Source organism: Microcystis sp. M113S1, assembly GCF_020246945.1.
Lineage (GTDB): Bacteria > Cyanobacteriota > Cyanobacteriia > Cyanobacteriales > Microcystaceae > Microcystis.
Map to the genome: position 1 here is coordinate 1 of NZ_JADBSA010000378.1, position 11,906 is coordinate 11,906.

An 11,906-nucleotide genomic window follows, 5' to 3' on the forward strand; every position below is an offset into this window, starting at 1 on the left:
AGCATATCCTACTCTTTCTTGTCTTTCGTACCATGCTTGTGTTCTGAGATGGAGAGCTTTATTGTAAACTAATCTTACACAGCCCAAGGTGCGCCGCAATAGCGACTCTTGTTCTGGTGTGGGGTAAAATCGAAACGAATAGGCTTTTTCCATGTCTTAACATTCTGGCATATATCGTGTAAATGCGCTAATATTTAACAGTAAAGCCGTCGTTCTACGACGGGGTTTCAGACCCAAAATTTTCGATGAGCGATCGACCATTTCGTGGCAAGTCCGATAATAGTAATTTTCGCCGGCCCTCGCGGCCGAAAACCGGGCCAATTCTGGCTAAATCCCCGGCAGTAACTCCAGAAAACCAAGAAGCTGATGATCTGCTCTACGGTCGCCGGGTGGTTTTAACGGCCATGGAGGAGGAGCGCCAACTGAATCGGATTTGGGTAGTCAATCGACTCCGTTACGATCCCCGTTATCATACCCTTTTAGAAAAAGCGAAAGCCAACGGCACGGTAATTGATGAGGTGGATGATCTGCGTCTCGATCAGATTACCAATAAGGCCAATCATCAGGGGATCGCCGCCCAGATGTCCCCCTATGAGTATATAGAATTAGCCGATCTGATCGAAAAAGCTAAGGGCAAAAGTCGCCACCCCGTCATCGTCATCGCTGAAGGTATTACGGATCCCCATAACCTTGGGGCAATTATTCGCACCGCCGAAGCCATGGGTTGTCAGGGGGTAGTTATTCCCCAACGTCGCGCCGCCGGGGTGACATCGACGGTGATGAAAGTGGCGGCGGGGGCCTTGGAATATTTACCTGTGGCCAGAGTGGTCAATCTCAATCGTGCTTTAGAGGAATTAAAAGCGGCGGGTTTTTGGCTCTACGGCACGGCGGCAAAAAGTGGTAAATCCTTACACACAATTAATTTAACGGGTGCGATAGGATTGGTGGTAGGTTCGGAGGGAGAGGGTTTGAGTCTGTTGACCCAAAAGTCCTGCGATGAGTTGGTATCTATCCCCTTGGCAGGCAAAACCCCCAGTCTCAATGCTTCGGTGGCGGCGGCTATGGCTCTTTACGAGGTTTACCGTCAACGCTGGCAAAATTCCCCCGACTGAAAATCTGTATTTTTCGACACCCCAATAGCCAAAAGGAAAAAGTACAAATAGAATAGGAAGGAAGTTTGCGAAATGTAAACGGACGTAACAAAACCACCAGAGTAGATTGAGACGGGGAACAAAATGAAAGAATTTTTGATTAGCTTACTCGAAAGGTTCGGATTAGCCTACTGGGTCGAGATTAAAACCGACTATCCCAGATGTACTTATTATTTCGGTCCTTTTCTCGCTAAAGACGAGGCTGAAGTCGCTCAAGCTGGTTACGAAGAAGATTTGAAAACAGAAGGAGCGCAGGGAATTAAATTGCATATAAAACGTTGTCAACCCGAAGATTTAACTATTTTTGAGGAAAAAGAAGAAATCAAGCCCCTGAATCCCCTAAAGGTCTTACGCAGTCAAGCTTCTTAACGACTTTCAGTGATCAGTAATCAGTAATCAGTAATCAGTAAACGGTGAAAAGACAGCAATTAGTAATCAGTGATCAGTAAACAGTGAAAAGACAGCAGGAAACTGCCATTTGATGAGGCTCACTTAATACATACTGCTCACTTAAAACTGGTAACTGGTAACTGATTCAAGGCTGATAGTCAAATATCAATGGTAGCGATTTAAAAAACAGCTATATTGTGCTTCTGTCAGTCTTCCCGCTTCGTAGAGAGTATCGGTAATTTCTGCCAGGGTTAAAACCGAATAAGCTTGATAACCATGGCTACGAAGTTTATCTTTAACAAGTCCACCATGATCGATAAAAACCACGATATCATTAACTAATAATCCCGCCGATTTAATCTTTGCTGCCCCCTCGATCGCACTTTTGCCAGAAATTAAAATATCGTCCACCACTACCACGGTTTCCCCCACTTGAAAATTACCTTCAATTAATCTTCTTGTGCCGTGAGCTTTTACTTCTTTGCGGGGGAAAATCATCGGATGATTTAATAATAAAGATAAACCGGTAGCTGTGGGTAAAGAGCCGTAGGGGATACCAGCAATGCGGTCAAATGTCAAGGTTTTTAATATTTCTCCATAGGCTTCAATTACCTGCTGAAAAATATTAGGATTAGAGATAATTTTTCTCAGATCAATATAATAGGAAAAAGTTTCTCCCGATGCTTGCACATAATCGCCAAACATCAAGCAACCAATATCAAATAATTGTAGAATTAAATCCTGATGAGGATGTTGTTTTAAAAGACAAACGTTAGCAGTCCAAATATCATCTTTGCTCGATTCTTGCCTTTGATTTTGTTTAATTCTGTTGACTTCCTCTCGTAAATCCTTGACTTTTGCCCCCAAATCGGGTTGAGATAAAAAGTCTTGGGGGACAGGAATTAATAAACCCTCGCCATGACTATTTAAACCCACAGTAATTAACTCGGAGAATTTGCTTTTGTCTTCCCAAATACTGCGTAATAAAATCAATCTTTCGGGGGCAAAATTGCGAATCTTTTTCAAAATCTCCGGTTGAGTGGTTCCCACTTCTAAAAACACTTGTTCGGGAGTTCCCCAAGTACAAGCTTCTTTGACAACTTGCAGATAAAAAGGATTGTCGCGACTGGGGAATTCTTGCAGATTAATCGCGCCTTGATTGGAAGTATGACAGAGGATAAAAGCGCCATGCTCGGGGTAAACTAAAAAAGGAGCAACGTGATCCTGTCCGGAGTAGGGATTGAGAGTAACCGCGTCCACCTGCCAAGTTTTAAAGATAGTCTCGGCTAAAATACTGCTAGTATTAATATCGCCGTGTTTAGCATCCAAAATTACAGGGATATGATCGGGAATTGCCGTTAAAATTCGCTGTAATAATTCTAACCCGGCTGCTCCCAAAGCTTGATAAAAGCCTAAAGTTGGTTTGTAGGCACAGACAAAAGGGGCAGTTTCATCGATAATAAACTTGAGCCACTGTTCTAAATTAACGATTAATTCTCCCGGGGTGGAGGGCATCATTTCGGGGTTAGCATCTAAACCGAGGACAAGCAGACTCTGGTTTTGACTAATGGCGTGGTTTAACTTTTGAAAAAAATTCATCGGTTCCTAATCTCAGGATTCTGGATTAGCTTCTAATTCTACACTGTTTTGCCAAAAAATAGGCTGTAAAATTGTCTGGTGCAGACTTTTTCTTGTGTCAGCGTCAAGGAATTTCTTTTGTAGCGGTTGCCATTCTTGCCATTTTTGGTGACGGATATTTTGGAAAATTTCTAGTAAGGTGGGCATTTCCTTGGCAAGACAATTGGGGAAAATTTGGCTAAGAAAATCCGAGAGAACACAACAATCCTGCATTTCTCCGAGAATACTTTGAAGGTTTTTAATATCTTCTAGATACTCTTGATATTTGTCGCCATAAAACTGAGTGAATAACTCCATATTATAGCGGGAACGCTTGGCTTCTTTGCGGAGATCGTGCAGTAATAATCCTTCTTTTTCCAATAAGTCATCAATTTCTTGACTAGAAAACTCTCTTACTTTTTGATATTCCTCTAAATTTACCCCAACTAACCAGCCTTCGTGCAGTAAAAATCGACTCGCTTGCGGTAATAATAAGTCCGGTAAAACCGTGGCAATATCTAATTTTCCAATCGGTTGATAGGTAGGATTATCCAACCAACTGGCAAAATCTGCCTTAAAATTGAGAAATTTATCGGACTTCAACAGCTTTTCTACCTTAGCAAAAGCCTTCTCCCTTCGGTGTTCGAGAACTTGTAAAACTTTCTTCAGTAAATCCTGTTCTTTCGGGGGTAAAATTGGCTGATAATGACCGACAAAAGCCTCTTTTAACACATCTAAATCCCGCAATTCTCCTAAAATTCTGCCCAGATTACCCACCCGTTTTTGATCGGCAGATTTCGGCATGGTTAAAGCGGGGGCAAAACCGGTTAAGGTACTGCGGAGACGGCGCATTCCCACACGAATTTGATGTAATTCTTCCGTATCCTGATCGAGTAAAACCCCAGCTTCGTGTTTAAGAACTTTATGAAAATGTTTATCAATACCGATATAGGCCCAATCGGCAACAGTTTTAGCCCGAGGATTAAATTTGTTAGTCATTTGTCTTTAGGGAGGAAATAATGTCAAGATGATGATAGAATCTTTAAATCAAGACTGGAACTAATAGATACTATTTATTCTATACAATAGGATGAAGCGGCAGCTTTAAGAGAAGTTTATGGATAGTTTTTGGCTAGATTATGCGGGGGAAATCGCTTTTCGCACCGGAGAACATCTTTTCTTGACGGGAATAGCCATGGCTATGGGTAGCTTAATCGGGATTCCTCTAGGTATTTTAATTAGTCGTCAAGCTATTCTCGCTCAACCAATTATAGCGATCGTTAACACCCTACAGACTATCCCCAGTTTAGCCCTATTTGGCTTTTTAATTTCTGTGCCTTTTTTGGGAGGAATCGGCAAAATCCCCGCTATTGTTGCCCTAACTCTCTATACTTTACTGCCAATTGTTTTAAATACCTATCTGGGCATCACAAAAGTTGATCCCGAATTAAAATTAGCCGGGTTATCCCTAGGTATGACCGACGGGCAAATCCTGCGCTACATCGAATTACCCTTGGCCAGGGCGATGATTTTAGGAGGAGTGAGAATTGCGACGGTGATTGCTATCGGTGTGGCCACGATCGCAGCTGCCATCGGTGGCGGTGGTTTGGGAGTGTTTATTTTTCGCGGTATTGCCACGGTCAACAATCAGTTAATTTTGGCGGGGGCAATTCCTGCCGCTTTTTTAGCCCTTGTGGCCGATTGGAGTCTCGGTTGGCTAGAAAATACCTTTTCCCCTTCGCAACGCCCGCAAAAGCCCTCTAAATGGCAATGGGGATTAGGTTTAATCGGGTTAGCCTTGCTATCTTTCCTGTTGACTCAAATTTTCCATTCATCCCCCGGCACAGTGGTGATCGGTTCCAAAAATTTTACCGAACAGGTGATTTTAGGGGAAATTTTGGCACAGGAGATCGAAAAAGAGACGAATTTACGGGTCGAACGTCAATTTAATCTCGGTGGTACTCTGATCTGTCATGAAGCGGTGAAAGCGGGTAAAATCGATGGTTATGTGGAGTATTCTGGCACAGCTTTCACGGGAATTTTGCGAGAAAAACCCCTGAACGATGCCCGATTAGTCTCTGAAAAGCTGCAAGAGATTTATCGGGAAAAATTTAATCTAGAAGTGTTTCCCAGTTTAGGATTTGAGAATAATTTCGCCATTGTTATCCGGGGAGAAACCGCCAGTCAATACAATCTTAAAACTCTCTCGCAAGCGGCTAAATATACACCCAATTGGCAAGCGGGTTTTGGTTATGAATTTTTGGAAAGGGAAGACGGTTACAAGGGATTAGCGAAGACCTATGGCCTAACTTTTGCCCAACCCCCGAAAGTGATGGATTTAGGGTTAATGTACCGCGCTTTAGCCGAAAAACAAGTGGATTTAGTGGCGGGAAATTCCACCGATGGCTTAATTCCCGTGCTAGATTTAGTCATCCTAGAAGATGATCGACGCTATTTTCCTCCCTACGAAGCGGTACCGATTTTTAACCGGGATAGTTTGCGAAAATATCCGCAATTGCGACAGGTTTTAGCCAAACTCACCGGCAAAATTACCTCCACAGCTATGCAGAAATTAAACTATCAGGTGGATGGCAGCAATCGCAGGGTGGAGGAAGTGGTCAAAGAATTTCTAGTCTCCCTCTCTTAACCATTTAGTCACTCCCCCGGGTTGATCGATTAAACTAATGCCTTGGGCTTTTAATTGTGCGCGAATGCGATCGCTTTCGGCGTAATTTTTCGCTTTTTTTGCCTCTGTCCGTTGTTGGATCAGATTTTCGATTTCCGCTGCACTAATTCCCTCAGAAACAGGGGTTTCTCCTTGGTCGGCGGCAATTTCTAAGCCCAAAACCCTAGACAATTTCACCAAAGTATGCCATTTTACCGCTAATTGGGCCAGATTGCTGTCCGTCTTACCCGCATGGGTTAAATTATTACCTTCCTTGCGTAATTCCTTAGCGATTTCAAATAACACCGCTAAACCACCGGCAAAGTTAAAATCGTGATTTACCGCCTCTTGAAAGCGATTTTCTAGCTCTTGGTCAGTAATTCCAGGATTATCTTGCTGAAGATGCTTATAACCAAAGGATAAACCCTCTTGTAAAGTATGCCAGCCATTAGTGGCCGCCTGTAATCCCTCATCGGAAAAATCAATCGGTTTGCGGTATTGGGCTCCTAAAATTAATAATCTCACGGCTAAGGGGTCATATTTGGCCAATAACTCGCGAATAGTGATGAAATTACCGAGGGATTTCGACATTTTTTCCCCTGCCACCTTAACCATGCCATTATGTAACCAATAGTGGGCCAGAGGTTTACCCGTAGCCGCTTCACTTTGGGCGATTTCGTTTTCGTGGTGGGGAAAAATTAGATCACTTCCCCCCACATGAATATCGATAGTTTCTCCCAATTGTTCTTTGACCATGGCCGAACATTCAATATGCCACCCCGGACGACCTTGACCCCAGGGAGAATCCCAACTAGGTTCCCCCGGTTTTGCACCCTTCCAGAGGGCAAAATCAAAGGGGTCTTGTTTCTTGATTGCTTCCGGGTCGTCGGTTTCTACCCGGCCGCTGGCCCCCGCTTGCAAATCATCCAGTTTTCGCCCTGATAGTTTGCCATAATCAGAAAAACGACGGACGGAATAGTAAACATCGCCATCGCTGGGGTAAGCATAGCCTTTTTGTTCTAATTCATAGACTAGGCGCTTGATACCGTCGAGGCTATGAGTGGCCCGGGGATAAGCGTCCGCCGGTCTGACTCCTAATTTTGCCATATCTTCAAAGTAGGCCTGGATAAATCTCTCGGCCACGGCTGCCATGGTGGTATGTTCATTTTTAGCCCGATTGAGAATTTTATCGTCAATATCGGTGAAATTCTGAATATAGCGCACTTTATAACCGAGATACTCCAAATAACGCCGCACCACATCCCAAACCACACAGGTACGCGCATGACCCAAGTGGCAATAATCATAGACGGTAATGCCGCAGCAATACATGGAGACAATGCCGGGGATGAGGGGGGTAAAGGGTTCTTCGCGACGACTGAGGGTGTTGTAGAGGATTAAGGTCATGGATGGGGAAATTTTTTTCTGGGGAAAAAGGCTAGTCCAATTTTATAGCAGCTATCAGTGATCAGTGATCACTGATCACTGATCACTTTCCCTGATTTACTTACTATATTTTGTGTTTTTTGTCAAGAGGTTTTTAGGGTTTTAGTAAAGATGTGACGGTAAAATTCGAGAAGATAGGACTGTTTTGATGACAGCTATTATTGATAGAATCAATAGAATAACGAGAGGAAAGCTTGATTGTTTGCCTCAACCGACAATTTTTAATTGTTAATAAACTTTGACCAGACCCTAACTATGAATGAACCACCTAATAGCGCTGGCGATGAAATCCAATTACCCCGGGGAGAAAGAGTTGACCAGCTAAGAAATCTCATCGAAACCCTACGCATTGCCGATGAAGTGGCCAATCGAGGTTATTTGATTACCAGCGCCGAAGTGGCCGATTTAATGGATATTAATCCAGGGGCCGTTACCAGTCGAGGCGACCATTGGCCGTGGCGAAATTGGGTAATCTCCCGGGTCAGACGCGAGGGAAACCAAATTCTTTGGCAGTTGGAAAAAGTCGATTAGAATTAATTGCAATCATCAGTTAATTTCTCTCTTGACTTTTGTAAATTAGTAACTAGGGTTTGCTGAATAAATCTAAAAACTTTATCCAACAAGGTTTTTAGACTTTTTTTCCCTCAAAAAGTGCCGACCCTTGGAGTGATTGGGGGGAAAATTCAGGGACTTTTTCCCTGAAAATTAGGTAATTGACCACCTGAAAATGGGTAAAACCCCAACCCCCAACCCCCAACCCCCAACCCCCAACCCCCAACCCCCACCGAAAAACTTTTTCAGCAAACCCTAATTATCTCGTCATTTTCCCCCAGCAGATGACGCGCGAAACGTCGGGCCAAGGGCGGAGCCGATACAAGTGTACTGGTAAAGCCAGAAAATACCTGCAATCCCACTTTATCGGCGATCGCTCCCACTAGAGGCCGTCCCGAGGGGGCAAAGGCCACTAGGCAATGATGACAGCTTCCGGGGAGAGAGGCTAAAGAGGGCAGCAATGTCCCCACCGCGGCGCGTATTGCTTTTTCCCCCGCCAGAGGGTTTAAAATCCCGCTAGGATCGGTGATAATGGCGCTAATTTGCCCTAGATAAAGGCTTTGATCCCGGAATTGTACCGCCCCCGTTTCTAAAACACTGGTAATTATTTCTGGGGTTTCTCTCTGCCAAATGCCCTGATTTTCTAGTTGGGTAATTTTTTGCTCTAATACCAATCTAGCAGGAATTGCGGGCATAACTAGGGTGTTTAATTTGATCTCGCTGGGGGGAATTTTGATCACCTGGGCATGGGTAAAATAGACGGAAGCAGTAATACCAGATTTTTGCAGTAAAGACCGGGTTAATCCCCCCGCACAAACGATAGTTTCCCCGGCATAATAATTATTTTTAGGAGTTTTTACGCCGGTAATTCTCGATGCAGTTTCAATTAATTCGATGACAGCTTCCCGAATAATCGTGCCTCCCAGACGCAGAAAAGCTTGTTGATAGGCAAGATTAGTTTTTTCGGCATTGATGTGACCGTGGGGCAGTCGTAAAACTCCCGAAATAGCTGCGGGATTTAATAGAGGTTCTAAAGCGATCGCTGCTTGCGGATCGAGAATTTCGGGAGTAATAGCAAAGATAGCAAATTTTTCGGCCACAGTGGCCGGATCATCTTCGGGGTTGACGGTGAGAATTAGATCTATGTCCCGGTATTCGTTATCTATGCCCAATTCCTGCGATAAATTGCGCTGAATTTCTCGACCTTCTTGATATAATTTTCTCTGGATTTCTGTGGTGGCCGACCAATAGGCTAAACCCCCGTAACTGTAGAAAGTGGCGTTGAGGGGATGGGTTTCTTTTTCTAATAAGAGGACTCGACTGCCTAGGTTAGCTAGTTCATAGCTTAAGGCGGAACCGGTGATACCACCACCGATAATTATATAATCATAAGTTGTGGTCATAATTGGGCTAATTTTTACTTAATTAATCTATTCTATCATTTCCTAGTTTCTGATTTGATCAATAATTGCTATAATTACAGAAAAAGTTCAAAGCGGGATAGGATAACTATGCAACAGCTAGAAACTAGGGGGATAACCGACTCATGGATTAAAGGTAGTTGGGAAGAATACTTAGCAGCAATTAACAACTTCCCAGAAAATCAAGGAAAAAGTTATTATTACAATGGCTATTATCGATTAGAAATGACTCCTATTGGATTTGAACACGCTAGAGATCATCACGTTGTCTTTTTGGGGGTGAGTCTCTACGCTATCCTCAAAGAAATTCCTTTTCAAGGACTCCCTACTTGTTCCTATCGCAAAAGAGGAATTAGAGAAGTGCAGCCAGATATATCTTACTATCTAGGAGAGAAAGCGAATCTGATACCAAATGGGACTTCGATTATTGATTTAAATCAGTATCCCCCACCAGATTTAGTCATTGAAATCTCAAAATCTACCCTCAATGATGATTTAGGTAATAAACGCTTACTCTACGAAGAATTAGGGGTTAGTGAATACTGGAGTGTTAAGGTAGATGATCCTCAAATATTTGCTTTTGAAATAATCGATCGAGGTAGCAAAAGAATTGATATATCAAAGGTTTTACCTAATTTAAAACTCGCAGTTTTAGAGTCAGCTTTACAACAGGCGCGCACCAGAGATCAAAGTCAGGTGGGACGTTGGTTAATCAGTCAATTTCAAGGTTAAATCTTACTGTTTTTTGGCAGCCGCTTTCTCCAATAAAGACTCGGCAAAAGCGAGGGCATCTGCTGCCGAATTTCCTCCCGTTAATTGTGCCAATTCTTCCCTTCTCGTCTGACGATTATCGAGAGAAGTAACCCGGACAACCGTGCGAATTTCCGAGAGATTAGTGGGATTATCTTCGGCAATCATTTGTTTATAAACTCGAAAATGGTGATCAGCTAAAGCAGCCACTAAGGGTTGATGAGTAACGCACAAAACTTGATATTGTTGACCTAATTGATCTAATTTATCGGCAATTGCCTGGGCAACTTTTCCCGATACTCCCGCATCAATTTCATCAAAAATTAGGGTTGCCGCTGCCGATTGGGATTGGGAAAAACAGGACTTTAACGCTAGGAGAAAACGACTCATTTCTCCTCCAGAAGCAGTACTGGATAAAGGTTGGATTTTTTCCCCCGGATTGGGACTAAAATAAAATACCACTTGATCGACTCCCAGACTGCTAGGATTACCCAGGGCAATCCGACAGACAAAAATCACCTTTTCCATGGCTAAAGGTTTTAATTCCTGTACCAATTGTTTTTCTAGTTGACTAGCGGTTTCTTGTCGCAAAAAGGTCAACTGGGTGCTAGTTTCTCGATAGATTTTTTCCTGTTGCTGACAAATTTTTTCTAATTCTTCAATCGATTGTCCTTCTCCCGTCAACTCCGCTAATTCTTGCTGTAATTTCTGATAATAATCGATCGCTTCGGCTAAACTTGGGCCATACTTGCGACAAATGCGCTTAAGTTGGACAATTCTCTCTTCTATCTCGTTCAATCTCTCGGGATCTGCTTCTAGACTATCCCCATAGACGTTGATTTCCTGTCCCGCTTCCACCACCTGATTTAATGCCGATCGCACCATCTCTAAAATTGGCTCTAAACTTCTATCATAAACCATCATATTTGTCAAGATATTTTCAGCTTTTCCTAACAAATCAGCGACGGCGGGTTGATCGCGATCATTTTGGTAGAGTAGTTGATAGACTTGATAGCTGGAATTTTGCAAATCGACACCGTGGGAGAGTCGGTTTCTTTCCTGTTCCAACTGTTCCAACTCGTCAGCGTCAGTTAAATTGGCTGATTCTAGTTCTTTTAGTTGATATTCTAATAAATCTAATCTTTGTAGGCGATTTTGTTCCGATTGCAATCTATTATTTAAAATATTCTTGCTTTCTTGCCAGTTAAGGTAGGCTATCGCTACTTTTTCCCGCTGCCGCAGCAGCGATTCACCCCCGTAGAGATCTAATAATTCTCTCTGTCGATTAGCGTCCATTAACTGAACTGTTTGACCTTGAGCGGTGATTTCTACCAAAAAATCTCTTATTTGCGCCATTTGTTGGCGATTAGAGACGACTCCGTTAATCCGAGAACGAGAACGCAAGGAATTATTAGTAATCACTAATTCCCGGCTGATTGTTAGACTATTATCCTCTAATAGGTCAATTTCCTGACTTTCTAGCCAAGCAATTAATTCTGGAGTTAGAGAAAAAGTCGCTTCTAGGGTTGATTGTTGGCTTCCCTGACGGATGACGCGATGATTGACTTTACCACCGAGAACAATATCGATCGCGTCTAATATAATCGATTTTCCTGCCCCCGTCTCACCGGTCAGTACATTTAATCCGCTGCCGAAAGTTAATTCTAAGCGATCGATGAGGGTAAAATTTTCAATTTGTAGGCAGGATAACATATATCAGTAATCAGTATCAGTTGCTAAGTAGGGTCTGCTGAAAAAGTTTTTCGGTGGGGGTTGGGGGTTGGGGGTTGGGGGTTGGGGGTTGGGGGTTGGGGTGTGGGGTGTGGGGTGTGGGGTGTGGGGTTTTACCCATTTTCAGGTGGTCAATTACCTAATTTTCAGGGAAAAAGTCCCTGAATTTTCCCCCCAATCACT

At 43.2% G+C, this 11,906-nt stretch carries 11 protein-coding genes; 5 read left to right on the top strand and 6 right to left on the bottom strand.

Features of this window, described 5'->3' with window-relative positions:
* Positions 1 to 153: helix-turn-helix domain-containing protein (locus IM319_RS19230; RefSeq protein ID WP_287736602.1), on the bottom strand; the 153-nt coding region annotated here is incomplete at its 3' end.
* 92 nt (positions 154 to 245) lie between these two features.
* On the opposite strand from IM319_RS19230, the gene rlmB reads away from it, so the two are divergent.
* A complete protein-coding gene (rlmB, locus tag IM319_RS19235; protein WP_286826604.1) occupies positions 246 to 1,112 on the top strand; it encodes a 23S rRNA (guanosine(2251)-2'-O)-methyltransferase RlmB in 867 nt (288 codons plus the stop codon).
* A gap of 123 nt (positions 1,113 to 1,235) precedes the next feature.
* Complete coding sequence (locus IM319_RS19240; RefSeq protein ID WP_286826603.1) at positions 1,236 to 1,520, top strand: DUF1816 domain-containing protein; 285 nt, start codon at positions 1,236 to 1,238, stop codon at positions 1,518 to 1,520.
* 186 nt (positions 1,521 to 1,706) lie between these two features.
* Here IM319_RS19240 and IM319_RS19245 read toward each other — a convergent pair whose 3' ends face one another.
* Both IM319_RS19245 and IM319_RS19250 read right to left on the bottom strand, forming a co-directional pair.
* Positions 1,707 to 3,140, bottom strand: coding sequence for a bifunctional orotidine-5'-phosphate decarboxylase/orotate phosphoribosyltransferase (locus IM319_RS19245; protein ID WP_287685462.1), 1,434 nt, complete (start codon positions 3,138 to 3,140; stop codon positions 1,707 to 1,709).
* Between the two features lie 12 nt (positions 3,141 to 3,152).
* Positions 3,153 to 4,157, bottom strand: a complete 1,005-nt coding sequence (locus IM319_RS19250; protein ID WP_287736597.1) for a CHAD domain-containing protein — start codon at positions 4,155 to 4,157, stop codon at positions 3,153 to 3,155.
* Positions 4,158 to 4,275: 118 nt separating this feature from the next.
* Between IM319_RS19250 and IM319_RS19255 the strand changes: the two genes are divergently transcribed.
* Positions 4,276 to 5,805: a glycine betaine ABC transporter substrate-binding protein gene (locus IM319_RS19255; RefSeq protein ID WP_287736598.1), complete on the top strand. Its 1,530-nt coding sequence runs from the start codon at positions 4,276 to 4,278 to the stop codon at positions 5,803 to 5,805.
* Here the strand turns inward: IM319_RS19255 and cysS are convergent.
* A complete protein-coding gene (cysS, locus tag IM319_RS19260) occupies positions 5,788 to 7,230 on the bottom strand; it encodes a cysteine--tRNA ligase (protein WP_287685468.1) in 1,443 nt (480 codons plus the stop codon). The genes IM319_RS19255 and cysS overlap by 18 nt on opposite strands.
* A 294-nt stretch (positions 7,231 to 7,524) precedes the next feature.
* Here cysS and IM319_RS19265 point away from each other — a divergent pair, with 294 nt between their 5' ends.
* Entirely contained in the window at positions 7,525 to 7,800 is a 276-nt protein-coding gene (locus IM319_RS19265) for a hypothetical protein (protein WP_002768833.1), read from the top strand.
* Between the two features lie 266 nt (positions 7,801 to 8,066).
* Here the strand turns inward: IM319_RS19265 and IM319_RS19270 are convergent, their stop codons facing one another.
* Complete coding sequence (locus tag IM319_RS19270) at positions 8,067 to 9,224, bottom strand: NAD(P)/FAD-dependent oxidoreductase (RefSeq protein ID WP_287736599.1); 1,158 nt, start codon at positions 9,222 to 9,224, stop codon at positions 8,067 to 8,069.
* A gap of 108 nt (positions 9,225 to 9,332) precedes the next feature.
* Between IM319_RS19270 and IM319_RS19275 the strand changes: the two genes are divergently transcribed.
* Positions 9,333 to 9,974 carry a Uma2 family endonuclease gene (locus tag IM319_RS19275; protein WP_287736600.1) on the top strand — a complete coding sequence of 214 codons (642 nt, stop codon included), beginning with the start codon at positions 9,333 to 9,335 and terminating at the stop codon, positions 9,972 to 9,974.
* Positions 9,975 to 9,977: 3 nt separating this feature from the next.
* On the opposite strand, the gene recN is transcribed toward IM319_RS19275, so the two are convergent.
* A complete protein-coding gene (gene recN / locus IM319_RS19280) occupies positions 9,978 to 11,705 on the bottom strand; it encodes a DNA repair protein RecN (RefSeq protein WP_287736601.1) in 1,728 nt (575 codons plus the stop codon).
* Positions 11,706 to 11,906: the final 201 nt, after the last annotated feature.